The organism is Qipengyuania algicida (assembly GCF_009828025.1).
GTDB lineage: Bacteria > Pseudomonadota > Alphaproteobacteria > Sphingomonadales > Sphingomonadaceae > Qipengyuania > Qipengyuania algicida.
This window is the reverse complement of sequence record NZ_WTYA01000007.1, coordinates 67960-94856: the sequence shown is the minus strand read 5'-3', so window position 1 is coordinate 94856 and position 26897 is coordinate 67960. Positions and strand designations below refer to the sequence as shown.

The window sequence follows — 26897 nt, the reverse complement described above, 5'->3', positions numbered from 1 at the left end:
GCGGCCAGCCACCCTCCCCTCTTTACCAGTCGATCCCGGCCTTCACATAGACCCGGCGACCATTGAAGCCGAAGGGCGAGAAGAACGGGAAATTGACGACGCCGGTCGAACTTTGCAGGTTCGACGGAGTGGCATCGGGGTAGACGTCGAACAGATTGTCTGCACCGAACCCGAAGTGGAAGCGGTTATCGACCGTGAATCGCGCTTCGATGTCGGTGATCAGCTTTTCACCGGTATGTAGATCAGAAATTGCGGTCGAGCCCGGTTCGTTGACGTCGCCATAGTAGGTCCCTCGCAAGGTCAATCCCATGCCGCCAAGCGACCAGTCGACGGTTCCAGTGACCTTCGTTTCCGGCGTACCATCTTCCAGAGTTACAATCGTCTGACGCGAAACCAGCGTTGGCGCAGGATCCAGCGTCGAAGTCGTTGTCGGTACTTCCAGAACCTTCAGGTCGTTGTAATTGCCTGCCAGCGTGAAGTTGAGTGTGCCGGAATTGTCGGTGACGAGGCGATAATTCGCCACGGCATCGATGCCCCGAGTGCGCGTTTTTACACCATTGATAAAAAAGCGCGCCGAACCGACATCATTGTCTGCCAAGATTTGATCCACCGCAGAGCTGAAGCCCGTACCGATATTCTGGGACAGCGTCAGACCATTGCGAATTTCAATCTGATACGCGTCAACAGTTAGGTTAAAACCGCCGCTGCGGAACACGAAACCAGCCGAATAATTGGTCGATTTTTCAGGCTCGAGCGGGAGACCGCCCAATGCTCTTGCTGATGCGCTGACCGAAGGGAAAGTGCCGGTCAGGATCACCTGCGGTGCACCCGTGACAGGATCATTCTGAATAATGGATGCGACCGAGGTAAAGTATTGCTGCTGCAGCGATGGCGCGCGGAACCCTGTCTGGATGCCGCCACGCAATGCAAAGCTAGGGGTTATATCCCAGCGCGCCGATAGCTTTCCATTGGCTGTCGTGCCGAAGTCGGAATAATGTTCGACACGTCCGGCAAGCCCGACGCTCACAGTGGCAAACTTACCTTCGAGGTCGAGATAACCGCTAACATTGTCGCGGTGTACATTCACGGCATTCTCAGGACTAAATCCACCAAAGCCTTGGGCCCCGGCGGATGTAGTTCCACCATTCGTTGGACTGACAGCGACCGGACCTCGATCGTAGGATTGCGGTTCGCCGGGCGAAATAGAATAACCTTCGCGACGATATTCAGCGCCGACCGCTACGGTCAAATCGCCCGCCCCCAATGAATAATCATGCGAGAGATCGAGGTTGGTGACGAACTGATCATAGGCTGCCTGTCCGTCATAGAAGGACGTCTTGGACGCCGAGCCATAGGACGCGTTGACCGTCTCGATCGTATGATAATCGATCGTATTCTTGCCGTAAGACGCGAGCAAGCTGGCGTCCCAGTCACCGACCTGCCCCTTGAAACCGCCTGTCGCAGTAAGGTCGCGGGAGAACGTCTGGATGATCGGCAGGAAGCCATTCGGATAGATCGCGGGCACATTGTTCGTGTTGCCCGGATTGCGCGGGAATGCTGCAGATTCCGAGCGACGATACTGATAGCCGCCCCAGCCGACGAGCTGCCAACCGCTGTCCCCGATCGGCAGGCCGAGGTTCGCGTAGCCGGTGTATTGGCGCACGAAAGGATCGCCATAGCGCGAGCGGATCACCTGCGGATCGTTGCGGGTGTCGGTGTCGCCTCTGTTTGTCGGCTCGCGATTGACGAATTCACCCGTCACGTCGAGATAGCCGCCATTGTTGCCCAGCGGCAAGTTCTGCCACAACGATGCGGTGACCGTGCCACCATCCACTGTGTGGCGCGGCGCTCGATTGGCCGGGACATAGGTGTCGTAACCACCAAACGTCACGCTGGCCCCACCGCCGGTGGTTTGTTGACGCAGGCGCAGGTTGACCACACCGGCGATCGCATCGGAACCATACAGCGCCGATGCACCGTCACGCAGCACCTCAATGCTTTCGAGCGCCGCTGTCGGGATGGTATTGAGGTCGACCGCAGCCGCCCCGCGACCGATCGAACCATTGATGTTGAGCAGCGCAGAAGGATGCGCGCGGATACCGTTGATCAGCACCAGCGTCTGGTCGGGCGAGAGACCGCGCAAGGTCGCCGGGCGGATCGCATCCGTCCCGTCCGTCACCGCAGGGCGCGGAAAATCGATCGACGGTGCGACATTGGCGAGCGCCGCCGCCGTCTCGGTAGTCCCCTGGTTCCTGAGGTCCTGTGCGGACAGCACGTCAACAGGCGATATACTGTCGAGCCGCGTCCGACCGGAAGCACGCGTGCCCGTTACGATAATTTCCGGAGCGGGCTGGGCATCCGATGATTGATTGGTCGACTGCTGATCGGTCTGTGCGGAGTCAGCCTGAGCATGTGCCGCCGCTGGCACAATGGCCAGTGCACCGATCGCCGCGCTTGTGAGCAAGAAGGACGTTCGCATTATCAATTCCCCTTCGGTCAAGGGGTCCGGACAGATGCAGGACCCCGCGCGGAAAATTCCGCCAGTTTGTCCCCCATCCATCGCTTGATGTGGTGCAGCAGATATGCTCCTCGACAGCTTTCGCAATGGGAGGAGGCCGCTAATGCAACAATTCCCCTGAAGACTATGACATATTTGCAACAAAATTGCAGATTGACCGAGAAGAACGGTTATGAGGCCATAACAAAAGCTGCCTGATTGCTGATCGAGATTTGAAAAATTGCGATGTCGGGGTTTAGAGGGACTTCCCCCCGGGCCGAAGGAACCTCATCCATGACACACAGGATACTCACTGCCGCAAGCATGGCCGCATTGCTGGCTGGCTGCGCCACGATGTCGACCGCGCCAACTGCATCGACGCAAGCGCTATCGGAGCCGAAGCAGGCTGGGGCTGCGCAAGGTATCTCTGGTCGAGCGCTCGACACCACACCGATCGCACAGTCTGCTGAAAACTGGCGCAACGCCCAGCCAGTACGCGAACCTCATGCGATGGTTGTTTCCGCGCAACACCTCGCCACGCAAGTCGGCGTCGACATCCTGAAGCAGGGCGGCAACGCGGTCGATGCTGCGGTTGCGGTAGGTTATGCGCTCGCGGTCGTGCATCCGTGCTGCGGCAATATCGGCGGTGGCGGGTTCATGACCATCCACCTTGCCAACGGGCAGAACCTTTTCCTCAACTTTCGCGAACGTGCGCCCCTGGCGGCCACCGCAACGATGTTCCAGGACGCCGAGGGTAATGTCGTCAAGGGACGCAGCATCGACACTTATCTTGGTGTCGGCACGCCGGGCACGGTCATGGGGCTCGACACCGCGCTGGCTAAATATGGCACGATGCCGCTCGCCAAGGTGATCCAGCCAGCGATCGATCTGGCAGAAAAGGGGTTCGTCCTGACTCAGGGCGACGTCAATATTCTCAAGCGCCGCAACGACGATTTCGCCAAGCACGACAATGTCGCAGCCATCTTCCTGAACAATGGCAAGCCCTGGCAGGTGGGCGAGCGACTGGTGCAACCGCAACTGGCCGCCACTCTGAAGGAAATCCAGAAGGACGGAACTGACGCCTTCTACAAGGGCGAGATCGCACAAAAGGTCGCAGCCGCCAGCAAGGCAAATGGCGGGCTTCTGACAGCGCAGGATTTCGCCGACTACAATGTTTCTTGGGAAAAGCCGGTCGAGTGCGACTATCGCGGGCTGACCGTGGTCTCGGCGCCGCCGCCAAGCTCAGGCGGGACGACGCTATGCGAAATCCTCCAGATCCTGAAACCCTATCCCCTCGGCAAGTGGGGTTATGGTTCGATCAAGGCGACGCATTACCTGATTGAGGCTGAGCGCCATGCCTTCGCCGATCGCAACACCGATCTGGGCGATCCGGCTTTCGTCAACAATCCGGTCGCGCAACTGATTTCACCCGAGCACGCGGCGAAGATCCGTGCACAAATCAAGCCCGACCGCGCGACCCCGTCGACCGAAGTAAAGGGCGGCGTTTCGGCGCAGGAAGGCAGCGACACCACCCACTTCTCAGTCGTCGATGCTCAGCGCAACGCAGTCAGCGTGACCTATACGCTCAATTTCCTGTTCGGGGTCGGCCAGATCGCTGGAGACACCGGATTCTTCCTCAACGACGAGATGGACGATTTCACTTCCAAGCCGGGTGTACCGAACGCCTTCGGCCTGGTGCAAGGCAAGGCGAACGCCATCGCGCCGGGCAAGCGTCCGCTCAGTTCCATGACGCCGACCATCGTTCTCAAGGGCGGCAAACTGTTCATGGTCACCGGCAGCCCCGGTGGCTCGACGATCATCTCGACCACGTTGGAAAGCATCCTGAATGTCGTCGATTTCGGTATGAACATGCAGCAATCGGTCGATGCCCCGCGCATCCACCACCAATGGCTGCCCGATGTGGTAATGATCGAACCTGGCTATCTCACCGCGGAGAACCAGCAAGCGCTCGAAGCGATGGGTTACACATTCCACGAGGAAAGTGCGTGGGGCGCGGACGAAGCGATCCTCGTCGATCCCAAGACCGGTGAGCTGCAGGGTGCCAACGACAAGCGCCGTCCCGCAGGGTTGGCAGCAGGCTACTAGCCCCGGAAACTGCCTTGAGGCCCGGCGGATCGTTCGCCGGGCCAGCACGATCCGAGCCTATATTGCCGCGCACTACTTGGGCATTTCGGCGATCCATTTGCGAACCTCCGCGACCCCGTCCCCGTCCACGCTCGCCTTGCCGAGTTCTGGCATCGCAACGCCCGGTTCGGAGCTCGCCATGCGGTGGACAATGATCGAATGGTCGGGATCGCCCGGAACAATGTCGTATAGCAGGTCACCCGAGCCGCGCCCTGCTGCAACAGGATGCTTCATAACCCCGTATTTCTCTGGATCGTCCTGCTCCCAGCGCAAGTCGAGCCCGCTGTTCGAAGCGGTGGCATTGGGCTGGTGGCAATGCGCGCAATTGGCATCGAGATAGGCGCGCGCAGCCAGACGAGCCGGAACCTCGGCCCTGTTTTCCCACATCGGCAGGATATCGGCACCCTGCGGTACGCGGTCGAGATGCCCAGCGGCGACCATCTGTTCCAGCCAGCCGCGGGGCAGATTGCGTGCCTTCGGCCCGATCGGCGTGACCTTGCCGGATAGTCCGTGGCATTCCTTACACTGGTTCTTGTTCGGGATGCGGTAATCTATATCGACCCCGGCGGGGGTGGTGACGTCTGCATGGCCGCCTGCAATCGCCAGCTTCGCCTCGGTCTGCCCGGCATTCCAGATATATGGGAACGCCGCCCAGCCGCTGGCCCGATGCAGCAGCACGCGGGTTTCGATCAGCTTGCGCTTGCCATCCTTCCGGAAGGCAAACGTCTTAATGAGAGCACTGCCAACCGGCAGATCGAGCAAACCGCCGCCATCGGCGTGTGCCTGTTTGCCCGGCGGGATGTAGACGAAGCGCAACTTTTCCGCGCCATCGGACCAGAGCGGTGAATTGAGCCGGTAGGCAGTCACCCCCTTGCCCGGCACCTGCTCCGGCGCGTTGGCAAAAAAGCCGAAGGCGGAGAGCGTCGGCGGCATCGCGTCGGCGAGTATGACTGCCTGATCGACACTGCCGGGCGGCGTCGCGCTCGCGACCATCGTTCCGGCGGCACTCGCGCCAGCAACCATCAGCAGGGCCGCGTGCCATCTCATCCGATGCGCTGTTCCAGTGCCGCCGGTGCACCAATCCCATCACGATCGAATGGCGCGGGTGGCGTCGCTACATCCAATGGAGCGGGCTTCGCATCGGCCAGCCCCTTGCCTTGCGCAGGCAGGTTCAGGCTCCAGCCTTGTATGCCCGCAGCGACGTAAAGTGCACTGGCCTTGTCACCAAGCCCGTCCCACAGGACCGGCGGAAGCTTGCCTCCAAAAGCCTTAAGCAACATGGGCGCACCATCGATCTGAGGATCGGTGCCGTTATCTTCAAAGGCATTGCCGCCGACCGTCACATGGCGCGGATAAGGATTGTAGCGCTTATCGTCGAAACTGTTGACGTAGGACACCACCATCACCCCGGCGGTAGCATTCCCGGTAATAGCGTTGTTTTCGATCAGCACCTGGTCATTGGCCATGATAAGGATACCGGTGCCGCGCCGCACACTGGCGACAATATTGCCTTTGGGCGCGAAATTCGCCGTATCGTTATCTTTGACGACGTTCTTCTCGACGATCACATTGCCGCCGCCCATCACAGGCAGACTGGGCAAGTCGAACACGAGGATCCCGCCGGTGTTGTGGGTGGCGATATTCTCGCTGACCAAAGCGTTGCGGCTGTTCTCGATCTCAATCCCGGCGACATTGGTCTTCGCGATCGAACGGCGCACGGTGATGTGGTTCGATTGACCGACGTAGATCCCGGCATCCGATGCGCCCGAAACGATGCACCCATCGATCAGGACGCCGTCGCTTTCAACCGGATAGATGCCATAGGCGCCATTGGTTTCCTTTGGCCCGCCTGTCCATTCGACGCGGATGGCGTGATAGACGATATTGTCGGCATCCTTGGACTTGATCCCATCGCCTTTGGGGTTCTCGACTGCGAAATCCCGCAGGGTGACGTTGTCACTGGTCACCAGCAGCCCCTCGCCCGCACTTTTCTGATGGGTGAAGTCCAGCACGGATTTGTCCGCGCCCGCGCCACGCAGGACGACGCCGTCGACATCCAAACTGAGCCCATCGTCAAGCACGTAGCGCCCGGCGGCAAGTTCGACGACATCGCCGGACTTGGCCAGGATCAACGCTTCCTGCAATTTCTGCTGAGCATCCGGCCCCGGCCCCACCCGATGGGTTTCGGCAAACACCGGCGCGGCGCTGGCAAGCAGTCCGGCGAATAGCAGCGTTCTGATCATGGCATTCTCCCCTCGCCACATATGATGCCGCAAGGACAGGCGAATGCAAGCGCCTCGCTAATCGAGCGCCCTAGTCGAGTGCTTTCACGATTTCCTCGACCATCTTCTTGGCGTCGGAAAGCAGCATCATCGTTTGGTCGAGATAGAAGACGTCATTGTCCACGCCCGCATAGCCGACCCCGCCCATGCTGCGCTTGATGAAGAATATCTGCTTGGCCGCGCCGACATCGAACACCGGCATCCCATAGATGGGGCTGGTCTTGTCGGTCTTGGCCGCCGGGTTCACGACGTCGTTTGCCCCGATGATGAAGGCGACATCGGCCTGGCTGAACTCGCTGTTGATGTCTTCCAGTTCGAACACTTCATCATAGGGCACATTGGCTTCGGCCAGCAGCACGTTCATGTGGCCCGGCATCCGGCCCGCGACCGGGTGAATGGCGTATTTAACCTCGACCCCCTTCTCTTTCAGCTTGTCGGCCATTTCGCGCAGCGCGTGCTGCGCCTGCGCAACCGCCATGCCGTAACCGGGGATAATGATGACCTTTTCCGCCTGTTCGAGCATGAAGGCGGCATCGTCCGCGCTGCCCTGCTTGTAGGGGCGCTGCTCGCGCGCCTCGCCGCTCCCTACGCTGGCGTCCGCCCCGAAGCCGCCCGCGATCACGGAAATGAAGCTGCGGTTCATCGCCTTGCACATGATGTAGGAAAGGATCGCGCCCGAACTTCCGACCAGCGCGCCGGTTATGATCATCGCGGTGTTGTGCAGAGTGAACCCCATCGCCGCCGCGGCCCAGCCCGAATACGAGTTGAGCATCGAGACGACGACCGGCATGTCGGCGCCGCCGATCGGGATGATGAGCAGGAAGCCGATGGCGAACGCCAGCGCGGTGATCAGCGCGATTACCGCAATCGACTGGTCCTGCGTGAAATAGCCGACCAGTATCAGGATCCCCGCCAAAGTGCCGAGATTGATGACATGGCGCGCAGGCAGCAGGATGGGGGCGCCGCTCATCTTGCCCGCCAGCTTGAGGAAGGCGATCACCGAGCCGGAGAAGGTAATCGCGCCGATGGCGATACCAAGCCCCATTTCAACCCTGCTCTGCGGCTCGATCAGCCCGGCAGCGCCCGTAATCCCAAAAGCTTCCGGGTTGAGATAGGCCGCCCAACCGACCAGCACCGCCGCCATGCCGACGAGGCTGTGAAACGCCGCCACCAGTTGCGGCATGTCGGTCATCTTGATGCGGCGGGCAATCACCCAGCCGATGGTTCCGCCAATGGCGATCGCGGCGAGGACTTCAAAAATTGCTACGTAATCGGGGACGAAAGCGAAGGATTCAAAAGGGGTGATCAGGCCGTTGTCGACCTCAACCCCGACACCGGAATAAAGCGCGGCGGGAATATGCGTCACCAACGTCGTGACGATGGCCAGCGCCATGCCGATAATGCCGAAGCGATTGCCCGCGCGGCTGGTCGCCGGGCTCGACAGCCCGCGCAGCGCGAGAATGAACAGGACGCCGGAGGCAAGATAGGCGAGCAATGCCCAGGCGGGCGGCGCGGCGTGGGCGATCACTTGCCACTCTCCTTTGCCGCAGGCTTGTCCTTCTTCTTGTACATCGCCAGCATCCGTGCGGTGACGGCAAAGCCACCAAAGATATTGACGCTCGCCAGCACCACGCCAAGCAGCCCCAGCCACTTCGATCCCGCGCTCCCTGCCGCTGCGCTGGCGATCAGCGCGCCGACAATGATCACCGAGGAAATCGCATTGGTCACCGCCATCAGCGGCGTATGCAGCGCGGGCGTTACCGACCAGACCACGTAATAGCCTACGAAACAGGCCAATACGAAAATCGACAGAATCGAAATGAAGTCCAAATCGCCCCTCCTCGGGATGGTGGTTACTGTGCGGTCAGCCTCTCGTTGACGATCTTGCGGCCCTGCGTCAGCCGCACCGCATCGCCGATTTCCTCGTCGAGCACGGGTTTGCCCGCTTCGTTGTCCCAGAATGCGGAGAGGAAGTTGTAGAGGTTGCGGGCGTAGAGTGCGCTGGCGTCTGCGGCGAGATGGCCGGCGGTGTTCGAGAAACCGATGATTTTCACACCATGCTTCTCGATCGTCTGGTCGGCGACGCTGCCTTCGACATTGCCGCCCTGCGCCACGGCGAGATCGAAAATGACACTACCCGGCTTCATCGTGGCAATCTGCGCGTCAGAGATCAGGCGGGGCGCGGCGCGGCCGGGGATCAGTGCGGTGGTAATGACGATATCCTGCTTGGCGATATGGCTCGACACCAGCTCGGCCTGCGCCTTCTGGTATTCCTCGCTCATCTCGGTGGCATAGCCGCCCGATCCTTCGCCTTCGATCCCTTCCACGCTTTCGACGAAGATCGGCTTGGCCCCAAGCGACTGGATCTGCTCTTTCGTTGCGCTGCGCACGTCGGTCGCCGAAACCTGCGCGCCGAGCCGCCGTGCGGTGGCGATCGCCTGCAAGCCCGCAACACCCACGCCCATCACGAAAGCCTTGGCGGCCTGGACGGTGCCCGCGGCAGTCATCATCATCGGAAAGGCGCGGTCATAGGTGTCGGCTGCCGCGATCACCGCCTTGTATCCGGCAAGGTTCGCCTGACTTGAGAGCACGTCCATCGATTGCGCGCGGGTGATGCGCGGCATGAATTCCATCGCCAGCGCTTCGAGCCCAGCTTTGGCATAAGCTTCGACACGCGTATTTTCGCGAAACGGATCGAACATGGCGGCGACCATCGCCCCCGCTTTCGCGCCCGCGATCAGCGCAACGTCGGGTGCAACCACGCCGAGCAGGATATCCGCCTCTTTGACGGTCTGTTCAGCCGAACCCAGCTCCGCGCCAGCTTCTCGATAAGCCTCATCGGGTATCGAGGCTGTGACGCCAGCACCGGTTTCCACCGCAACTTCGGCACCAAGCGCCGCGAATTTCTTGATAGTTTCGGGCGTGATGGCAACCCGGCCTTCACCGGGCGCACGTTCCTTCAGGACAGCGATCCGCAAGGCGTTCAGCTCAACTGCTTATCAGGATGAGGACCAGAAGCACGATGACAACGAGAACAGGGATCGAGGTCTTCACCAGCCATGTGAACCACGAATAGGTCTCTTCTGCCGCCTTCATGTTATTTGCCGAACTCATCGTCACTCCCCAAAAGGCCAAAATGGCTGCACCCGGAGAAGCTGTAACTTGCAGCAGGGCATCGCTCAAGCCTTTCAGTTGGTTTACCGACGGTTCCCAAATCGGGACAGCCTTAAGCGCCTCTTTACCCCTTTCCGGTAAGCCTGTGACCGGCCCGCATGACGGGACGGCTCAATAACAGATGGCTTCCAGCTCCATGGCGACAGATGAATCACGCTTGCTCCTGCTGATTGACGATGAACCTGCCCAGAGCCGGCTGGTCAGCGCTCTCGCCGCGCGAGAGGGTTTTCGTGCAATCGTCGAAAGTACTGCCGAAAGCGCGCTCGACCGCCTGCGCACGCCCGAAGGCCTGCAAGTTGCTGTCATCCTGCTCGACCAGTGGGTGCCGGGGGAAGACGCCTGCGCGCTGATCCGCGAGATCAAGATTATGCGCCCCGCCGTCCCGGTCCTGATGCTAACCGCGAGCACCTCGCCACTGTTGGCGGTGGAGGCAATGCGCGCGGGCGCCACCGATTACCTTATCAAACCGGTCGCACCTGAACGGCTGCTCCAGGCGTTGCGCAGCGCGACGACCCGCGAACCTCCCCGTGCCGAACTCCAGCCGTTGGCCGAGAAAATGGCGACGCCGCTCGATTTCGATGCGATGGTCGGGACCGCACCGCCCTTCCGTACCGCGCTCGCCAAGGCGGCTACCGCAGCGCGTGGCCATGCCCATGTGCTGGTCGAGGGCGAAAGCGGCACCGGCAAGGAAATGCTGCTGCGCGCGATGCACAATTCCAGTCCGCGCGCGAAAGCGCCGGTGCGGATGATCAATGTCGCGGTGACCCCGGCCGCCTCGCTCGAATCGCTGCTGTTCGGGCATGAAAAAGGTGCTTTTGCGGGTGCTTTCGACCGGCAGATCGGTGTGTTGCAGATGTGCGATACAGGCACTGTCGTGCTCGACGAGATCGATCGACTGCCGCTCGGTATGCAGGCACGCCTTGCAGACATGCTCGAAACCGGCATCGTCCGTCCGGTCGGCGCAACACATGGCTTCAAGATCGACGTGCGGCTGATGGCCGCTTGCGATCATTCGCTGGCGGAGCTGGTGGCGGACGGCCAGTTCGATGCCAATCTCTGCAAGCAACTGAGCAATACCCGCATCCATCTGCCACCTTTGCGAGACCGCGCCGGTGACATTCCAGCCCTCACCCGCTACTTCCTCAGCAAGATTGGCGAACAGCCCGGCCTGCGCCAACACTCGATCGCCGACAGCGCGCTGAGCCTGCTGGAAGCCTATGACTGGCCAGGCAACGTCCGCCAGCTTCAGGCGGTGCTGTTCCGTGCGGCGGTGTTTTGCGATGGTGAGGCGCTGACGGCAGAGAGCTTCCCACAATTGAGCGAACTGCTCGGCAGTCAGGAGAACCGTGGGGCAAAGCGCCAGCGTGGCCTCGGCGTGATGCTCTATACTGACGACGGGAACTTGCGCCCGCTGGAAGAGATCGAAGCCGACATCATTCGCCTTGCCATCGGCCATTATCGCGGCCGCATGACCGAAGTCGCGCGGCGGCTCGGGATCGGACGCTCTACCCTCTATCGCAAGCTCTCCGATCTGGGGATCGACAATGCCGCGTAATGCGGTCTAGCCCTTCGGACATGACGGATATCGATTTCGCCGGACGCACCGCGCTCGTTACTGGCGCTGCATCAGGAATTGGCGCGGCCTGTGCGCGCTTCCTTGCCGATCGCGGTGCGGCGCGGCTGATCCTGACCGATTGGGACGCGAGGGGGTTCGACGGGCTGGAGCTTGCCTGCCCCTTCAACACAATCGTCGGCGATGTCGGCGATCCGGATCATTGGTCCACAGTGGCCGAGCACCTCGAAGGGCTGGATCACGCAGTGCTCAACGCCGGGATCGCTGGCGCCGGCAAACCGATAGCCGAGCTCGACTGGGCACGGTGGAAACGAACCTGTTCGACCAATCTCGATGGCGTATTCCTCGGCCTCAAACACGCGATGGATGCCATGCGCCAGAGCAGCGGCGGCAGTGCCGTTGTCACCGCCTCGGTCGCCGCAGTACGCGGCATTGCCTCGGTCGACTATGGCGCAACCAAGGCGGCAGTGGCTCACATGGCAAGGATCGCGGCACGTGAGGGAGGTCCTGATGGTATCCGCGTCAACGCCATCGCTCCGGGTGGTGTCGACACACCGATCTGGGACACGACCGAGGGCTTCCGCTCGTTTGTGGAAAGCAAGATGGAGGGCGATCGCGCCCGAGCGATCGAGGAGTTCGGCAAAATCGGCACACCGCTCGGACGCTTCGCCACTGCTGACGAGATCGCGGGGCAGATCGGCTTCCTGCTGTCCGACATGGCCTCCACCATCACCGGCGCCGTACTGGTGAGTGACGGAGGGTTTTCCATCTGACGGTGTACCACAATTTGGAACCGCATTGCCCTTCCCCCCGTTACTGTTGCAAACTTCAGCAAGGGGAATTCCATGGATATCGTCGACTGCATTCTCGCCGACCACGCGCAGCAGCGCCGCATGTTCGCCGCGCTCGACATGGCGCGCGATGACACCAAGGCGCTCGGTCGTATCTTCAACCGGCTCAAGCATTTCCTCGAAGCCCATGCGGAGGCGGAAGAACTCTATTTCTATCCTCGCCTGCTTCAGCTTGGAAAAGGCGCGCTGGATTCCGACAGCGCCGAAGAAACCACCGACGATGCGATAGACGATCATAACAAGATCGCCGAAGCCGCTGAATCGGCGAGCAAACACGATGTTGGTTCGGGCGATTGGTGGAAATGTGTCGACGAGGCCAATCTGCAAAATTCTAAGCACATGTCGGAGGAAGAGCGGCAGGGCCTGACCGATTTTCGTCGCCGTGTGCCGCTGGAAGAACGCATCCAGCTTGGCATCCAGTACCTCGGTTTCGAAGCCAAGCATTCGGCCGATTACGAGCGCGAGGAGAAAGAACCTGACACCTATATAAAGGAGAACGAGCACGCCTGAGCGCGCTGCTCTCAACTGGTCTAATCCTCAGGCAAATCGCTGAAATCGGTCAGCGCCGCATCGCGCAGGCCGCGCCACACATTGCGCGCCTGCACGGTGTCGAACGCATCGTGGACGCGCAGCAATTGCACGCCCGCGTCCATGCCGACCAGCCCCAGGGCCACGCTTCCGCCGAGCCTCTGGTCCACCGGCGCCTCAGTCGATAACGCGCCGACGATCCGCTTGCGGCTCGCGCCCAGCATCAGCGGCTGGCCGAGCGCGTGGAACAGCGGCAGCGCATTGATCAGCGCGGTCGAATGGGCAAGCTCCTTGCCAAAACCGATACCCGGATCGAGCACGATCTTCTCGCGCGCGATCCCCGCCTCCAGCGCCGCATCGCGGCGTGCGCGCAGGGCGTCGAACACGTCGAACACGACATTGTCATACTCGCCGCCGCTGTGCAGGTCCTCGCGCCACGCGCCGGGCGAATGCATCAACACCACCGGCACGCCTGCTTTCGCGACAACCTCCGCGCTGCGGGCATCGTGGAGAAAGCCGGACACGTCGTTGACCATCTGCGCTCCCGCGCTGAGCGCCGCTTCGATCACGTCCGCCTTGCGCGTATCGACGCTGACCGCCGCCCCCATGGCGGCGCAATCCTCGATCGCCGGAGTGACCCGCGCAATCTCGTCGCCTTCCCATACCGCCTTGGAGCCGGGACGCGTGCTTTCCCCGCCGATGTCGATGATCGCCGCCCCGGCCTCTATCATCGCGGCGGCATGGGCACGGCCCTGCTCGCGATTTTCGAGATAACGCCCGCCGTCGGAGAAGCTGTCGGGCGTCACGTTGAGAATGCCCACCACCTGCGGCTGGTCGAGTCGCACTGTGCGGTTGCCCATTTCGAGCGGGCCATGCGCCAAGCGCAGATTGGACCACTGCGCCTCTGCTTCCGCCCCCACAGCATCGGGCAATTGCCCCAGCACGCCGTCGATATCGTCAACCCCCGTCAGCCAACGCTCGGCAACGCGCCCGTCCTGACGCAGCACTACGGCAAAGCGGCTGGCATAGACCATGCCCCCAGCTAGACGGATCGCGCCGCCATGTTCGCTTTGCGGGGACGGTGCGAAGCCGATGGGACGGATATAGACCTGTTGGATCATAATTGGACAGCCCTAGCGCAGTTCCAACGATATGGAACACATGGAACACGGTCCTGAGGAAGAAAAGCAATGGCCGGGTCGATTGGGGCTCTCGCGACCATCTGCTGGAAGAGCGAATATAGGGTCATACAGGTCGAGATAGCCGGGTAGGCCGAAGTAGGACAGCCATGCCCCATCTTAAAGATGCCGTTCGAAATCCATCCGATGATGCAGGACCCGAACGATCAGGATTTCGTCTTCGCTCGCACGAAAGAAAACAACATGCGCCTGCTGCCGCATTCTGCGCAGCCCCGGCGCGACCACTTCGGCGCTGCGCCCGAGCAGAGGGTTGTCGATCAATGAATCGAAGCACGCCTGCAACTGGTCGCGGTATTTGCGCGCCTGGGCGATGCCGAACGCGGCAATCGTGAAATCGGCGATATCGGCAAGATCGCCAGCCGCAAGCCGACTGATGCCCAGCTCACGCATCCGATGCGCTTGCCCGCTCCTCTGCCTCCGCCCAGATCGCATCGAGCGATGTGTCGGCAACGCCGCTCTCGAGCCCCTTCGCAATGGCCTGCTTCAACCCGGCGAGCCCGGCCTCCCCCTCCTGATCCCGGCGCACAAGATCGCGGATATACTCGCTGTCATTGGTAAACGCCCCGCGCGCAATCTGCCGCTTGATCCAAGCATCCTGCGTATCGCTGAGCGTAATGGTTTTGCGGATGGTGGCCATGAGCTCTTCCTTCCGGGCGGAGGTATCATACTATTGGTGCAGGCAACAAGTGAGGTGGTGTTGATACGCCGAACGTCACCCCGGACCTGATCCAGGGGCCCGCTTTTCTTCAAGGCAGTTCGACCGCAAAGAAGCGCCCCAGTTCGGGGACCGGATGACGATCACGCCAGTTGCGCTCCCCCTCAATCCTCCGCCGCCAGAAGATACAGCTGCCGCGCAGCATCGATCGGTTTGATCTCGCCCTCGACCTCATAGTGCCAGAAGGCCCAGCCGTTGCAGCTAGGCGCGCCTTGCAGTTCCTTGCCGAGGCCGTGGATGCTGCCGTGTTGTTTGTCGCAGATCAGAGAGCCATCGGCGCGCACGGTGGCCGTCCAGCGGCGTTTCTTGTCGAACACTTGCGTGCCCGGTGCGATCAGGCCGCCTTCTACCAGCGCGCCGAACGCCACCTTGGGCGCGCTGCGGCCCGCCTGCATGGTCGAGAGCGCGCTTTCATCGAGCGGCAGCTCTTTTTCGATCCGCGCCAGTGCGGCCTTGCGATAGCCGCTCTCGCGCTCGCAGCCGATCCACTCACGCCCCAGACGTTTCGCCACCGCGCCGGTGGTGCCGGTGCCGAAGAACGGGTCGAGCACCACATCGCCTCGCTCGCTGGTGGAGAGCAGCACGCGGTAGAGCAGCGCCTCGGGCTTTTGGGTCGGGTGAACCTTGTGCCCGCCCTCTTTCAGTCTCTCACCGCCGCCGCAGATCGGGAACAGCCAGTCGGAACGCATCTGGAGTTCATCGTTCAACGTCTTCATCGCGCGGTAGTTGAACTGGTATTTGGATTTCTCGCCTTGGCTCGCCCAGATCAGCGTCTCATGCGCATTGGTGAAGCGAGTGCCGCGGAAATTGGGCATGGGATTGCTCTTGCGCCACACGACATCGTTCAGGATCCAGAAGCCCAGATCCTGCAGGATCGCGCCGACGCGGAAGATGTTGTGGTAGCTGCCGATGACCCACAGCGCGCCATCAGACTTGAGAACACGTCTCACCTCTGTTAGCCAATCCCTTGTAAACTGGTCATAAGCGGCAAAGCTGTCGAACCGATCCCACTCGTCGGTAACGGCATCGACATGGCTTCCGTCGGGACGGTTGAGATCGCCGCCAAGCTGGAGATTGTAGGGCGGATCGGCGAACACGAGATCGACGCAGGCATCGGGCAGGCGACGCATCGCCTCCACGCAATCGCCGGAGAGGATCTGCCCGAGCGGAAGCTCGACTGCAGTCTCCAACGCTGCCGCGCGCGTCTTCGCGGCTTCCAAAACCCCCATATTCGTCCGTCCTTATCCTACAACTTATCCACAGGGTGAGTCCAAGCGGACTCCGCGTCAAGCAGGGATTTTGCCCGAACATGGTTAACGAGCGGTCAAACACGTTGGAACGAAATAGGACCGGCACAAGATGTTGAGTCCGCTCGCCAGCGCGAGACTCGACATGCAGCGGTGTGGCCGGGAAGACTCAAACGCTGCGCAAACTTCGATGCCTTACAGCAGTGCCAGCTGCGCGACAGGTGCGAAGCTCTTTCGGTGGTGCTGGCTCGCGCCATGCATGCGCAGCGCCTCCATGTGCTCGGCTGTGCCATAGCCCATATTGCGTTCCCACCCGTATTGGGGATGCTCCAACGCCGCCTCGCGCATCAGCCGGTCGCGGTATTCCTTCGCGAGGATCGAGGCAGCGGAAATGCACGGCTCCAGGCCGTCCCCGCCAACGATTGCGCGCGCGGGCCAGCGCCATTCGGCACTGTGGCCTTGCGGGGTCAGATTGCCGTCGATCAGGGTCTGGTCGGGATCACGACCGAGCGCCGTCGCCAGCCGCGCAACCGCCAGTGTCATTGCCGCCATGGTCGCCTGGAAGATATTGATCCGGTCGATCTCTTCGACCTCGACCACACCGATACCATAAGCGCATCGCCGCAGGATTTCCGGCTCCAGCATGGCGCGCTTTTTGGGCGAAAGGCGCTTTGAATCGTCCAGGCCGGGGATTTGCGGATTGCACAACACAACCGCGGCGGCAACAACGGGGCCAGCGAGCGGGCCGCGCCCGGCCTCGTCCACGCCTGCGATCAAAGGCGCGGCACCAAGTCCTTCGTTGGGGGTTGCATAGAGCATGAGACACGTCCTGAAATTTGCCCTGATCCTATCGCCGCTCGCCCTCGCGGCAAGCTGCGGAGCAGCCAGATCGGGGGACAGTGCGCCCGCCGGAGACAAGGCAGCGCAGAAATCCGTCGAAATAGAGCGTGTCCCGGCGCAGGCTGGTGTGGGCTTCATCGTCCAGCGCGTGGCGACCTTGAACGAGCCATGGGCCGCGAGCTTCGCGCCGGGCACGCCGTGGCTGTTCGTCACCGAGAAGAACGGTACGATCAAGGCAGTCGATACCGAAAACCACCAGGTCGTGACCGTGGGCGGCGCGCCCAAAGTCGACTATGGCGGACAGGGCGGCCTGGGTGATATCGCGTTCCTGCCCTGGGAATCGATGCCATCGCTGGGAACGCGCACGATCTATCTCAGCTGGGCGGAAGAAGGTCCGCACGACACGCGCGGCGCCGTGCTCGGCCGCGGAAAGCTTGTATGCGACCAGTCGATCAACTGTTCGATCTCGGATCTCAAGGTGATCTGGCGCCAGACCCCGAAGGTTTCGGGTCGAGGCCATTATTCCCACCGCATCGCTTTCAGCCCCGACCGCAAGCATCTGTTTATCGCGAGCGGCGAGCGACAGAAGGGCCAGCCCGCGCAGGACCCGCGAAGCGATCTCGGCAAGATCCTGCGCCTCAATCTCGACGGAACGCCCGCTGCCGGCAATGTGCTGGCGGACGAGAATGTTGCGCGGCCCGGCATCTATTCGCTCGGCCACCGCAATATCCTCGGCCTGCGGGTCGATAGCCGTGGGCGCCTGTGGGATCTCGAACATGGTCCGGCGGGAGGCGACGAGCTCAATCTGGTGACCAATGGCAGCAATTACGGCTGGCCCTATGTTTCGGAAGGCGATCACTATAGCGGCCAACCGATCGCGCGCCACGCAACGCAGCCCCAATTCAACAAGCCTGCGATCAGCTGGACCCCGGTCATCGCACCGGGCGACTTCATCTTCTATTCGGGCACCATGTTCCCTGCGCTCGACGGCGAGGCGCTGATCGCGGGATTGAAGAGCAAGGCGCTGATCCGCGTCGCAATCCGCGGCGATACCGCTCGCGAAGTCGCCCGCTATCCGCTGGGCAGCCGCCTACGCGAAATCGCGGAAGGTCCCGACGGAGCGATCTGGATACTGGAAGACGGTGGCAATGCCGGATTGCTGCGACTGACGCCGGGCTGACAATTGCTATCGACTCACCGGGCAAGCGAGCTTAACGCGCGCGGCTCAATGGCGACCATCGTCCCCCTGACCGCGATCGACCCGCCGCTGGTCGAACAATTGCTCGACGCAGCGTTCGGGCCGGATCGCCACGCGCGAACCGCCTATCGCATCCGCACGGGGATGGACTGGCTGCCCGCGCTCAGCTTTGCGGCGATGGATAACGAGGACTGGCTGGTCGGCACGATCCAGCTGTGGCCGGTTGCGCTGACCGATCCACAGGGCCGTGCGCATCCCCTGCTGATGGTCGGGCCGGTGGCGGTAATGCCTGGGCGCCAGGGCGAAGGTTTCGGCAAGGCGCTGATGGCGACCGCGCTTTCCGCCGCGGATGCGCCTGCACCATCTGCCGCCGCCCTGCCGCAAGTGCTGATCGGCGATCACGACTATTACGGACAGTGGAACTTCTCCGCCGCGCACACCGCCGGCTGGCGCTGCCCCGGCCCGTGGGACCCGGCCCGCCTGCTGATCCGCTGCGCCAATCCGGCGGTGCTACCGCATGAAGGAATGCTTGGCCCCTGGGGTAGCTCTCAGGGAAGCTTGGCGAAGTAGTTCGGCTCTGGCATTGGCGTGGCGATGCCTTACGAGCCACCCCCCGATCTTGCCGGTATGACGCTGGAGCAGATTGCTACCGAAGTCGCCGCCCGCAAGCTTCCGCCGCTCGACCAGTGGGCGCCCGGGCGCACCGGCGACAGCGGTATGCGGATCGCCGCCGATGGCAGCTGGTACCATGAGGGCAGCCGCATCACGCGCCCCGCAATGGTGCGCGCCTTTTCCGGCCTGCTGACCCGCGACGTCGACGGCCAGCACTGGCTGGTAACGCCGGTGGAAAAGCTCACAATCGAAGTCGAGGACGCCGCTTTCATCGCGACCGATTGCCGCGCTGTTGACGGCGATATCGCCTTTCGTACCAATACCGACGAGTTGGTTTTCGCCGGACCGGACCATCCGATCCGCGTTGACGGCACAGACGATGCACCGGCGGTTTATGTCACCGTCCGCCACGGTTGCGAAGCACGGCTCGACCGTTCGACCTGGCTGCAACTGGCCGAGATCGCCCTCGCACAAGGAGACAACTGGACGGTCATCAGCGGCGGCGAAACCTTCTCTTTGGTGCCGGCATGAGCACTCTGCTGGACCGGCTGAGCCGCCTGTTCGAGGACGGGCACGCGCGCGAAATCGACGGACTGCTGAGCGATGCCCGCTTTGCCGATGCCAGCCGCACTGCCGATGCCGCAGTGCTGATCGCCGTGACCGACCGACCGTCGAGCGCAGGCGGACCCGGCGTGATCCTCACCCAGCGGCCGCGCACGATGCGCGATCATCCAGGGCAAGTCGCCTTTCCCGGCGGCAAGCGTGAGCCGGGCGAGGATGCCATCGCCGCGGCGCTGCGCGAGGCCCACGAGGAGCTGGCGATGCCGCCAGATCATGTCGCGGTGATCGGCGCGACGGATCGCTATCAGACCGGGACGGGCTTCGATATCACCCCGGTGCTGGGCGTGATCCCGCCCGATCTTCCGCTCGAACCCGAGCAGCGCGAAGTCGAAAGCTGGTTCGAAGCGCCGCTGGACCTGCTGATGGACCCGGCAAGCTGGAGCGAGAACACCGTGTGGTGGAAGGGTGCCGAGCGGCGTTATTACGAGCTGCATTACCAAGGCTATCGCGTCTGGGGCGTCACCGCTGCGATCTGCGCCAATCTCTCACGCCGACTTGCATGGACCGGCTAAGCCATTATCGGGCTTTGCGATGATCGTCACGCTGCCCCCCGCCGACTGGACCCGCCGCGAAGGGCTGGCGCTGCTGACGCGTGCACTGGGTGCGGAGAACATGCGGTGGGTTGGCGGCGCGGTGCGCGACACGCTGCTGGGAGTCTCGGTCGCCGACATCGATTGCGCGACAATCCATCGCCCCGAAACGGTGATCGACCGCTGCCGCGAGGCGGGCATTCGCACGGTCCCCACCGGGATCGACCACGGCACCGTGACGGCGATCCTTGCCGACGGTCCGGTAGAAGTGACCACGCTGCGGCGCGATGTCGCGACCGATGGACGCCGCGCCACGGTCTCTTTTGCAAGCGAGTGGCGGGACGATGCCGCAAGGCGCGACTTCACCATCAATGCGCTTTATGTCCATCCCGAAACGCTCGAAATATCGGACTATTTCGACGGCATGGCCGATCTTGAGGCGCGCCGGGTGCGGTTTATCGGCGATGCCGAAATGCGCATCCGTGAGGATTATCTGCGGATCCTGCGCTTCTTCCGCTTTCAGGCGCGCTTTGGGCAGCAGCCGGACGCCGAAGCGCTGGCTGCCTGCACTGCGCTCGCCCCGACGCTCAAGGGGCTTAGCCGCGAGCGTATCGGCGGCGAGCTGACCGCGATCCTCGCCCTGCCCGATCCTCGCACGACGGTCCGGCTGATGGCCGATGCAGGCGTGCTGCGTGAAGTGCTACCCGAGGCGCGCGAACGCGAACTGGCAGTGCTCGACCGCCTGATCCCGGCTGAAATCGTCGAGAATACAAACGCCGATCCAATCCGGCGAGTGGCCGCCCTCGTCCCGCCCATTCCGACTTTGGCCGAAGCGGTTTCCGCCCGGCTTCGGCTGTCCAGAGCGCAGCGCGCGCGGCTCGTCTGCGCGGCGGAGCGCAACGGGAGCGATGCGAACAATCCCCGCGCTCTCGCCTATCGAGAAGGGCTCGCCTGTGCTCGGGACCGGTTGCTGCTCGCCAACAGTCCTGTCCGCGATCTGGACGAATGGACCGTTCCCCAATTCCCCCTGAAGGGCGGCGAGATCGTCGCACGTGGCGTGGCCGCCGGACCGCAAGTTGCCCGGATCATGCAGAGGATCGAAAAACGCTGGGTAGAGGAAGGTTTCCCGCCACGCCAGCGGGTGGACGCGCTGCTGGAAGATGAACTGAAGCGCATCGATTAGCTTCAGCTACGCTTAAGCCCGAACGCCATAAGAATAGCGGGAAGGTTGCGTTTTGCGACGAACGGTGAAACAAAACCGGCCGTGTTCCCCGTCGGGAGCCTTCGGAAACGGACCCAGCTTCTCGTTGATCCGCTTCCTTTCAGAATCAGTTTTGTCCCGTGGACGCCCTCTGGCGCCTTGGGATAGTTTATTGCGTAACCCGGGAGTTTTACGATGAAATATGCCAAATCCGCCATCCTCGCACTCGCCCTTGCCGCCGCTCCGGCGATGGCGGCCGACGGTCCGGCAGTCGGCGCGACTGTTTATGGTCCGCAGGGCAATGCGGTCGGTCAGATCGTCTCGGTTGAAAACGGCCAAGCTGTGCTCGACACGGGCAAGCACAAGGTGCCGCTCGCGGTTTCGATGTATGGCAAGGGTGACAAGGGCCCGACCATCACGGTGACCAAGGACCAGCTGAACGGCATGATCGACCAGCAACTCGCCGCCGCTGCTGCGAAGCGCGATGCCGCGCTGGTTCAGGGCGCGACCGTCACCACTGCCGACAACCAGACGCTCGGCACGATCGACGAGATCAACGGCGACAACATCGTGATCGACATCAATGGCGACAAGACCAAGAAGGTCACGCTGCTGCGCAGCTATTTCGATGCCACCGCAAACGGCCCGCAGGCGCGCCTGACCATGGCGCAGATCAACCAGGCGATGGCCAAGACCGATGCGTCGGGCAGCGCGGGTTCCTCGACCGGCGACAGCGCGGCGAACAAGTAAACCTCGCCAAAATCCTACGAAAAAGGGCCGGAAGAGCAGCTGCTTCCGGCCCTTTTTGTACGTCTGCGCTGCCTAGTCGAAACGATTATCGCGAGGAAATCCAGTTGGCGGCAAACGCCCGGCCCCGCCGCGTGCGACCTTCCATTGCCACATCTCGTTTTCGGTCCGGGTGCGACCGCTGTCGCCGCCCATCGTCCAGCTCAGTCCTTCGTCGAGCGTGAAGGTGGTGGCATCGCTCAGCCCGCCATCGCGATAGCGTTGCAGGGTAACGCCCTGCCCGCGTGTCAGATCGGGCAGCTCGTCGAGGTTGAACACCACCAGCTTGCGGTTGTCGCCGACCACCGCAACGTGATCGTGGCCCTCACCGATCGGGCGGACCACCACCAGCTTCGACTTGCCCTTGAGGTTCACCACCTGCCGGCCCTTGCGGGTTTCGGCGAGGAGGTCGCTGGCCTGCGCACCGAAACCCTTGCCGGTATCGGCGGCCAGCAAAAGCCGCTGCCCCGGCTTGTTGACGATCACCGCCACGATCTGCGCGCCCGCATCGATATCGAGCGTGTTGCGCAATGGCTCGCCAAAGCCGCGCGCACCCGGCAGCTTGTCCGCGCCCAGCGTGAAAAACCGCCCATCGTCTGCGGCGATCAACAGCTTGTCGGTCGTCTGCGCGTGGAGCGCGAAGGCCGGGCCGTCGCCCTCCTTGAACTTCCATTCCTGATCGAGCGGGACATGGCCCTTGGCCCCGCGAATCCAGCCCTTGGCGGACAGGATCACCGTCACCGGCTCCTTCTCGATCATCGCGTCCATGCTGAATTCGACAGCCGGTGCGGCTTCTTCGATCCGCGTGCGGCGCGCGCCAAGTGCGGTATCCTCGGCGTAATCCTTGCGCAGCGCGTTGAGCTCGCGCTTCAGCCGCGTGCGCTGGCGCGCCGGGCTGGCAAGCAGCTTTTCGAGTTCGGCCTGCTCGGCCAGCAGCTCGTCCTTCTCCTTGCGCAGCTGCATCTCCTCCAGCTTGCGTAAAGATCGCAGCCGCATGTTGAGGATGGCCTCGGTCTGGCGGTCGGTCAGGCCAAATTCGGCCATCATCACCGGCTTGGGCTCGTCCTCGGTACGGATGATCTCGATCACCCGGTCGAGGTTGAGGAAGGCGATGATATAGCCTTCGACCAGCTCCAGCCGGTCGGCGATCTTGCCCAGCCGGTGCTGGCTGCGGCGCTGGAGAATGTCGATCTGGCTGGCGATCCAGTGGGTCAGCAGCTCCTTGAGCCCCATCACCATCGGCGTGCGCGTCGCGTCGAGCACGTTGAGGTTGAGCCCGAAGCGGGTTTCCAGATCGGTCAGCTTGTAGAGCGATTCCTTGAGCAGGTCGGGGTCGACATTGCGGCTCTTGGGGACCAGCACGATGCGGATGTTTTCATCGCTCTCGTCGCGCACATCCTCAAGGATCGGCACTTTCTTGTCGGCTATGACCTGCGCGATCTGTTCGATCAGCTTGCCTTTCGGCACCTGATAGGGAATTTCCGAGATCACCAGTTGGTACTGCCCGCCGCCCAGTCGCTCGATCCCGGCATCGCGATCGGCGACATTCTCGGACTCGGCGGCGTAAAAGCGCCCGCGCACGCGGAAGCTGCCGCGTCCGGTTTCATACGCCTGGGAAATCGATTCCTTGCTGTCGACGATCAGTCCGCCGGTGGCAAAGTCCGGCCCCTGGAACATCTCCATCAGCCTTGCGTGTTCGGCATGGGGATTGTCGATCAGTTCGAGCGTCGCATCGAGTACCTCTGCGACGTTGTGGCTCGGGATATTGGTCGCCATGCCGACCGCGATCCCGCTCGACCCATTGGCCAGCAGGTTCGGGAACAGGCCCGGAAACAGCGTCGGCTCCTGCTCCTCGTTGTTGTAGGTCGGGACGAAATCGACGGTGCCCTCGTCCAGCCCGTCCATTAACTGCATCGCGGTCTTGGTCAGACGCGCTTCGGTATAGCGTTCAGCCGCTGCGCCATCGCCGTCGATATTGCCGAAGTTGCCCTGTCCCTCGATCAACGGATAGCGCAGGGTGAACGGCTGCGCGAGGCGCACCAGCGCATCGTAGATCGCCATGTTTCCATGCGGGTGGTACTTGCCCATCACGTCGCCGGTGATGCGCGCGCATTTCTTGTACGCAGAATCGGGCGACAGCCGCAGTTGCCGCATCCCCCACAGCAGGCGGCGATGGACGGGCTTCAACCCGTCGCGCAGATCGGGCAGCGAACGCGCGGTAATCGTCGAAAGCGCATAGACGAGATAGCGCTCCGACAGGGCGGAATCGAACGGGGCATCGACGATGGCGTCGAACGGATCGGGCTCACGATCCTCGGTATCACTGGTGGCCATGCGCGCAGCCCTACCAGTGCCCCACCGTACCTAGCAACGCGGGTCGCATGCCTTTTCCCATACGATGCAGACCGCTGACTGAAAATTAACCACCTTTCGATATGCGGCAGGAGTGCACAGTCATCGAAGACAATTCATGCCGAAAACCACGCTGTTCCTGCTGGTAGGAGTTCACCTGCTCATCGGCATGGCATTGTCCGGGTTCGATTTAGGCGGAATCCTGATCGTATTGAATATACAAGCGATCTTGCTGTCGTGGTTCTTTGTGGGTCTGGTGGTACTGATGGCGATACGCATCGCAATCAGGAAATATTCCCGCCCCCACATCGTGCTTGTGCGCACATTGAACATGGAGCGTCAGCGTCTGTTTGAAGGGGCGATATTCTTCACCTTACTGGCCATCACTATGCAGGCCTACATGCTGATCAAAGTGGCGATTCCCTCTTTGGTGCCCTATTATGCCGATCTCTATTTCGCGAATATCGACCATGCGATTTTCGGGACGGATCCCTGGCGGATCACCCATGCGCTGATCTCCCCTGCAATGACGGTCTGGGTCGACAGGTTCTACCTTATTCCTTGCCTGATTGTTTCCACCGTGATGACATTCTGGGTGTGCTTTTCGAAGGATGCGGTTTTCCGCAGGCGCGCAGCGCTTACAATCGCCCTCGTGTGGTTTCTCGGCGGCGATTGGGTCGCGCTTGTGCTATCTTCCGCTGGACCTGTTTATGTCGAACATTTCTACGGCATCGCCCGGTTCGTGCCCTTGCATCAGGCATTGTCACCCGATCTGACAGCCGTCCACGTGCAACAATATCTCCTGGACCATCTGGGACGACCATCGCCCGGGACGGGCATCAGTGCATCGCCGTCAATGCACAACGCAACTTACCTCATGCTGGTGACCTTCATCTATCACAAATACGGGATGGGCTGGCGGCTTGCCGCTGCGACACTGTTCGAAGCGCTCGTCTTCATTTCATCGATCCACCTGGGCTGGCACTATGCGTCCGACACGATCATGTCGATCATTGTGATCATCCCGATATGGCGCTTTGCGGGATATCTGGCGGGTGCGAAAATTCCCCTGACCAAAGGCTTCGCTTTTCCCAGCCCGTCCAAACCGCCCTCTCTGCAGCCTCAGATCTGACCGAATGCCCGGCCATGTCGTAGAACATCGGTCTTTCGACCTGTCTGCGCCCCGGCTCACCTAGAAGCGGGGATCGCTTGAGCGACCTGACGCGTTGACAAGACAAGCACCAATCAAGGAGTTGTCTTATGTCAAAACGCGTTATGATCCTCGCCACTGACGGTTTCGAGCAGTCGGAGCTGATGAAGCCGAAAGAGAATATGGAAAAGGCCGGTATCGAAACGACGGTCGTCAGTCTGGAAAGCGGAGAAATCAAAGGCTGGGACCAAAAAGACTGGGGCAAGAGCGTCAAGGTCGACAAGACCGTCGACGAAATCGATGACATTTCCGAATATGATGCTCTCCAGCTTCCCGGCGGGCAGATGAACCCGGACATCTTGCGGATGAACGAAAAAGCGGTCGGGATCGTGCGCAAATTCGCCGATGCGGGCAAGCCCATCGCTGCCATCTGCCACGCGCCATGGCTGCTTGCAGAAGCAGATCTGGTTCGCGGCAAGACGGTCACCAGCTGGCCATCGATCCGCACCGACCTCAAGAATGCGGGCGCAAACGTGGTGGATCAGAAAGTGGCAGAGGATGGCAACCTCATCACCAGCCGAAACCCGGACGACATACCCGCCTTCAGCCGCGCACTGATCAGCAAACTGGGAGTGAGCGTGAAGGAAGGCGAGCTCGAATCAGCCTGATCGCGCTTTTCACCGATCAAAAAGCCCCGTCGCAGCGATGCGGCGGGGCGTTTTGCTGTGCACGGGAAACCGGCCAGGCTGAAACCTGACGACAATACGACCCGCAGCGGGAGGACCCGAAAGTCGGCGGCGCCAAACGCCTTGCCCGAACTGTGCTTCTTACGCGTAGCTTACCGTCGTGCTCTTGCGGTCGCGGCGCGAGCGCATCGTCGCGCCAATGGCGCCGAAGCCGAGAATCAACAATGCCCATGTCGCCGGCTCGGGCACGGGAGGTGCAGCCTTCGACACCGTTAAAGTACCATTGCCAAAGAAGGGATTCTTCAGCGTGAAGGTGCCGGTGTTGAAGGTCGGATTGTTGGCTGTGCCGGAAAAGAGCGGTGAAGACGAACCGGAAAACTGCGTAAAGCCCAGGTTCGGAGCGACAATGTTCAACGTCGCGATAATGCCAGTCCCGAAGCTGATCGTCGATGCAGTTCCATTGATCCCGCCGAATGTTCCGGCAACATTGTAAAATCCAAACTGGTCAGAGCCGGCGATCACCGTCTTGGCGAAGTCCGGCGTAGCATTGGAATCGAGTTGGAACACTGCGGTGCCCGACGGGCCAGCGAAGTTGAAATCCAGCAACGCTGCATGCGCAGGAACCGTCACGATGAGCGCCGAAGCCATCGCACCGGCGCGTAAAATAGTTTTTGACGTCAAAGACATAATCAAATTCCCCATCCGTAAAG

The 26897-nt window shown here is 61.8% G+C and carries 26 protein-coding genes; 12 read left to right on the top strand and 14 right to left on the bottom strand.

Features of this window, described 5'->3' with window-relative positions; translation table 11 throughout:
* Positions 1 to 22: 22 nt before the first annotated feature.
* Positions 23 to 2479: a TonB-dependent receptor plug domain-containing protein gene (locus GRI58_RS10190; RefSeq protein WP_160753489.1), complete on the bottom strand. Its 2457-nt coding sequence runs from the start codon at positions 2477 to 2479 to the stop codon at positions 23 to 25.
* Between the two features lie 312 nt (positions 2480 to 2791).
* On the opposite strand from GRI58_RS10190, the gene ggt reads away from it, so the two are divergent.
* Positions 2792 to 4603: a gamma-glutamyltransferase gene (gene ggt, locus GRI58_RS10185; protein ID WP_202386925.1), complete on the top strand. Its 1812-nt coding sequence runs from the start codon at positions 2792 to 2794 to the stop codon at positions 4601 to 4603.
* A 72-nt stretch (positions 4604 to 4675) separates the two neighbouring features.
* On the opposite strand, the gene GRI58_RS10180 is transcribed toward ggt, so the two are convergent.
* From GRI58_RS10180 to GRI58_RS15780, 6 genes are all read right to left on the bottom strand, one after another.
* Positions 4676 to 5689: an SO2930 family diheme c-type cytochrome gene (locus GRI58_RS10180; RefSeq protein WP_160753488.1), complete on the bottom strand. Its 1014-nt coding sequence runs from the start codon at positions 5687 to 5689 to the stop codon at positions 4676 to 4678.
* Entirely contained in the window at positions 5686 to 6885 is a 1200-nt protein-coding gene (locus tag GRI58_RS10175) for a parallel beta-helix domain-containing protein (protein WP_160753487.1), read from the bottom strand. Before GRI58_RS10175 ends, GRI58_RS10180 begins: the two co-directional genes overlap by 4 nt.
* A gap of 70 nt (positions 6886 to 6955) precedes the next feature.
* Complete coding sequence (locus GRI58_RS10170) at positions 6956 to 8452, bottom strand: NAD(P)(+) transhydrogenase (Re/Si-specific) subunit beta (protein WP_337190949.1); 1497 nt, start codon at positions 8450 to 8452, stop codon at positions 6956 to 6958.
* Entirely contained in the window at positions 8449 to 8754 is a 306-nt protein-coding gene (locus GRI58_RS10165) for an NAD(P) transhydrogenase subunit alpha part 2 (protein ID WP_160753486.1), read from the bottom strand. Before GRI58_RS10165 ends, GRI58_RS10170 begins: the two co-directional genes overlap by 4 nt.
* Before the next feature lie 23 nt (positions 8755 to 8777).
* Complete coding sequence (locus tag GRI58_RS10160) at positions 8778 to 9902, bottom strand: NAD(P) transhydrogenase subunit alpha (RefSeq protein ID WP_160753485.1); 1125 nt, start codon at positions 9900 to 9902, stop codon at positions 8778 to 8780.
* Between the two features lie 10 nt (positions 9903 to 9912).
* Positions 9913 to 10038, bottom strand: coding sequence for a hypothetical protein (locus tag GRI58_RS15780; protein ID WP_272916340.1), 126 nt, complete (start codon positions 10036 to 10038; stop codon positions 9913 to 9915).
* Positions 10039 to 10234: 196 nt separating this feature from the next.
* On the opposite strand from GRI58_RS15780, the gene GRI58_RS10155 reads away from it, so the two are divergent.
* From GRI58_RS10155 to GRI58_RS10145, 3 genes are all read left to right on the top strand, one after another.
* Positions 10235 to 11653 carry a sigma-54-dependent transcriptional regulator gene (locus GRI58_RS10155; RefSeq protein ID WP_160753484.1) on the top strand — a complete coding sequence of 473 codons (1419 nt, stop codon included), beginning with the start codon at positions 10235 to 10237 and terminating at the stop codon, positions 11651 to 11653.
* Between the two features lie 20 nt (positions 11654 to 11673).
* On the top strand, positions 11674 to 12444 hold the full coding sequence (locus tag GRI58_RS10150; RefSeq protein WP_160753483.1) for an SDR family NAD(P)-dependent oxidoreductase: 771 nt from the start codon (positions 11674 to 11676) through the stop codon (positions 12442 to 12444).
* 72 nt (positions 12445 to 12516) lie between these two features.
* On the top strand, positions 12517 to 13032 hold the full coding sequence (locus GRI58_RS10145; RefSeq protein ID WP_160753482.1) for a hemerythrin domain-containing protein: 516 nt from the start codon (positions 12517 to 12519) through the stop codon (positions 13030 to 13032).
* A gap of 20 nt (positions 13033 to 13052) precedes the next feature.
* On the opposite strand, the gene folP is transcribed toward GRI58_RS10145, so the two are convergent.
* The 5 genes from folP to GRI58_RS10120 form a co-directional block, all read right to left on the bottom strand.
* Positions 13053 to 14171 (bottom strand): dihydropteroate synthase, encoded by a 1119-nt coding sequence (folP, locus tag GRI58_RS10140; protein ID WP_160753481.1) that lies wholly within the window; start codon positions 14169 to 14171, stop codon positions 13053 to 13055.
* A gap of 177 nt (positions 14172 to 14348) precedes the next feature.
* Positions 14349 to 14639, bottom strand: a complete 291-nt coding sequence (locus tag GRI58_RS10135) for a type II toxin-antitoxin system RelE/ParE family toxin (protein ID WP_160753480.1) — start codon at positions 14637 to 14639, stop codon at positions 14349 to 14351.
* Positions 14632 to 14886 (bottom strand): type II toxin-antitoxin system ParD family antitoxin, encoded by a 255-nt coding sequence (locus tag GRI58_RS10130; protein WP_160753479.1) that lies wholly within the window; start codon positions 14884 to 14886, stop codon positions 14632 to 14634. Before GRI58_RS10130 ends, GRI58_RS10135 begins: the two co-directional genes overlap by 8 nt.
* A 182-nt stretch (positions 14887 to 15068) precedes the next feature.
* Positions 15069 to 16193 (bottom strand): site-specific DNA-methyltransferase, encoded by a 1125-nt coding sequence (locus tag GRI58_RS10125; RefSeq protein WP_160753478.1) that lies wholly within the window; start codon positions 16191 to 16193, stop codon positions 15069 to 15071.
* Between the two features lie 213 nt (positions 16194 to 16406).
* On the bottom strand, positions 16407 to 17030 hold the full coding sequence (locus GRI58_RS10120; protein WP_160753477.1) for a ribonuclease HII: 624 nt from the start codon (positions 17028 to 17030) through the stop codon (positions 16407 to 16409).
* Here GRI58_RS10120 and GRI58_RS10115 point away from each other — a divergent pair.
* The 6 genes from GRI58_RS10115 to GRI58_RS10090 all read left to right on the top strand — a co-directional run bounded on the left by GRI58_RS10115 (position 17029) and on the right by GRI58_RS10090 (position 21963).
* Positions 17029 to 18231 carry a PQQ-dependent sugar dehydrogenase gene (locus tag GRI58_RS10115; RefSeq protein WP_160753476.1) on the top strand — a complete coding sequence of 401 codons (1203 nt, stop codon included), beginning with the start codon at positions 17029 to 17031 and terminating at the stop codon, positions 18229 to 18231. The genes GRI58_RS10120 and GRI58_RS10115 overlap by 2 nt on opposite strands.
* A gap of 48 nt (positions 18232 to 18279) precedes the next feature.
* Positions 18280 to 18819 (top strand): GNAT family N-acetyltransferase, encoded by a 540-nt coding sequence (locus GRI58_RS10110; RefSeq protein ID WP_160753475.1) that lies wholly within the window; start codon positions 18280 to 18282, stop codon positions 18817 to 18819.
* 24 nt (positions 18820 to 18843) lie between these two features.
* Positions 18844 to 19392 carry a DUF1285 domain-containing protein gene (locus GRI58_RS10105; protein WP_160753474.1) on the top strand — a complete coding sequence of 183 codons (549 nt, stop codon included), beginning with the start codon at positions 18844 to 18846 and terminating at the stop codon, positions 19390 to 19392.
* Positions 19389 to 19994: a CoA pyrophosphatase gene (locus GRI58_RS10100; RefSeq protein ID WP_160753473.1), complete on the top strand. Its 606-nt coding sequence runs from the start codon at positions 19389 to 19391 to the stop codon at positions 19992 to 19994. The genes GRI58_RS10105 and GRI58_RS10100 overlap by 4 nt, the downstream gene beginning before the upstream one ends.
* A gap of 19 nt (positions 19995 to 20013) precedes the next feature.
* Positions 20014 to 21195, top strand: coding sequence for a CCA tRNA nucleotidyltransferase (locus tag GRI58_RS10095; protein ID WP_160753472.1), 1182 nt, complete (start codon positions 20014 to 20016; stop codon positions 21193 to 21195).
* A 213-nt stretch (positions 21196 to 21408) separates the two neighbouring features.
* On the top strand, positions 21409 to 21963 hold the full coding sequence (locus GRI58_RS10090; RefSeq protein ID WP_160753471.1) for a hypothetical protein: 555 nt from the start codon (positions 21409 to 21411) through the stop codon (positions 21961 to 21963).
* A 72-nt stretch (positions 21964 to 22035) separates the two neighbouring features.
* Here the strand turns inward: GRI58_RS10090 and parC are convergent, their stop codons facing one another.
* Complete coding sequence (gene parC / locus GRI58_RS10085; RefSeq protein WP_160753470.1) at positions 22036 to 24333, bottom strand: DNA topoisomerase IV subunit A; 2298 nt, start codon at positions 24331 to 24333, stop codon at positions 22036 to 22038.
* A gap of 136 nt (positions 24334 to 24469) precedes the next feature.
* Between parC and GRI58_RS10080 the strand changes: the two genes are divergently transcribed.
* Complete coding sequence (locus tag GRI58_RS10080; RefSeq protein WP_160753469.1) at positions 24470 to 25483, top strand: phosphatase PAP2 family protein; 1014 nt, start codon at positions 24470 to 24472, stop codon at positions 25481 to 25483.
* 128 nt (positions 25484 to 25611) lie between these two features.
* Entirely contained in the window at positions 25612 to 26169 is a 558-nt protein-coding gene (locus GRI58_RS10075; RefSeq protein WP_160753468.1) for a type 1 glutamine amidotransferase domain-containing protein, read from the top strand.
* 159 nt (positions 26170 to 26328) lie between these two features.
* On the opposite strand, the gene GRI58_RS10070 is transcribed toward GRI58_RS10075, so the two are convergent.
* Positions 26329 to 26889: a PEPxxWA-CTERM sorting domain-containing protein gene (locus GRI58_RS10070; RefSeq protein WP_160753467.1), complete on the bottom strand. Its 561-nt coding sequence runs from the start codon at positions 26887 to 26889 to the stop codon at positions 26329 to 26331.
* Between the last annotated feature and the right edge of the window lie 8 nt (positions 26890 to 26897).

Bases quoted from the DNA above. Each gene is read 5' to 3' on its own strand.
- parC (WP_160753470.1), bottom strand. From the start codon at position 24,333: ATGGCCACCAGTGATACCGAGGATCGTGAGCCCGATCCGTTCGACGCC.
- GRI58_RS10070 (WP_160753467.1), bottom strand. From the start codon at position 26,889: ATGGGGAATTTGATTATGTCTTTGACGTCAAAAACTATTTTACGCGCC.
- GRI58_RS10180 (WP_160753488.1), bottom strand. From the start codon at position 5,689: ATGAGATGGCACGCGGCCCTGCTGATGGTTGCTGGCGCGAGTGCCGCC.
- GRI58_RS10115 (WP_160753476.1), top strand. From the start codon at position 17,029: ATGAGACACGTCCTGAAATTTGCCCTGATCCTATCGCCGCTCGCCCTC.
- GRI58_RS15780 (WP_272916340.1), bottom strand. From the start codon at position 10,038: ATGAGTTCGGCAAATAACATGAAGGCGGCAGAAGAGACCTATTCGTGG.
- GRI58_RS10110 (WP_160753475.1), top strand. From the start codon at position 18,280: ATGGCGACCATCGTCCCCCTGACCGCGATCGACCCGCCGCTGGTCGAA.
- folP (WP_160753481.1), bottom strand. From the start codon at position 14,171: ATGATCCAACAGGTCTATATCCGTCCCATCGGCTTCGCACCGTCCCCG.
- GRI58_RS10125 (WP_160753478.1), bottom strand. From the start codon at position 16,193: ATGGGGGTTTTGGAAGCCGCGAAGACGCGCGCGGCAGCGTTGGAGACT.
- GRI58_RS10075 (WP_160753468.1), top strand. From the start codon at position 25,612: ATGTCAAAACGCGTTATGATCCTCGCCACTGACGGTTTCGAGCAGTCG.
- GRI58_RS10150 (WP_160753483.1), top strand. From the start codon at position 11,674: ATGACGGATATCGATTTCGCCGGACGCACCGCGCTCGTTACTGGCGCT.
- GRI58_RS10120 (WP_160753477.1), bottom strand. From the start codon at position 17,030: ATGCTCTATGCAACCCCCAACGAAGGACTTGGTGCCGCGCCTTTGATC.
- GRI58_RS10105 (WP_160753474.1), top strand. From the start codon at position 18,844: ATGCCTTACGAGCCACCCCCCGATCTTGCCGGTATGACGCTGGAGCAG.
- GRI58_RS10095 (WP_160753472.1), top strand. From the start codon at position 20,014: ATGATCGTCACGCTGCCCCCCGCCGACTGGACCCGCCGCGAAGGGCTG.
- ggt (WP_202386925.1), top strand. From the start codon at position 2,792: ATGACACACAGGATACTCACTGCCGCAAGCATGGCCGCATTGCTGGCT.
- GRI58_RS10080 (WP_160753469.1), top strand. From the start codon at position 24,470: ATGCCGAAAACCACGCTGTTCCTGCTGGTAGGAGTTCACCTGCTCATC.
- GRI58_RS10145 (WP_160753482.1), top strand. From the start codon at position 12,517: ATGGATATCGTCGACTGCATTCTCGCCGACCACGCGCAGCAGCGCCGC.
- GRI58_RS10130 (WP_160753479.1), bottom strand. From the start codon at position 14,886: ATGGCCACCATCCGCAAAACCATTACGCTCAGCGATACGCAGGATGCT.
- GRI58_RS10135 (WP_160753480.1), bottom strand. From the start codon at position 14,639: ATGCGTGAGCTGGGCATCAGTCGGCTTGCGGCTGGCGATCTTGCCGAT.
- GRI58_RS10175 (WP_160753487.1), bottom strand. From the start codon at position 6,885: ATGATCAGAACGCTGCTATTCGCCGGACTGCTTGCCAGCGCCGCGCCG.
- GRI58_RS10100 (WP_160753473.1), top strand. From the start codon at position 19,389: ATGAGCACTCTGCTGGACCGGCTGAGCCGCCTGTTCGAGGACGGGCAC.
- GRI58_RS10190 (WP_160753489.1), bottom strand. From the start codon at position 2,479: ATGCGAACGTCCTTCTTGCTCACAAGCGCGGCGATCGGTGCACTGGCC.
- GRI58_RS10090 (WP_160753471.1), top strand. From the start codon at position 21,409: ATGAAATATGCCAAATCCGCCATCCTCGCACTCGCCCTTGCCGCCGCT.
- GRI58_RS10155 (WP_160753484.1), top strand. From the start codon at position 10,235: ATGGCGACAGATGAATCACGCTTGCTCCTGCTGATTGACGATGAACCT.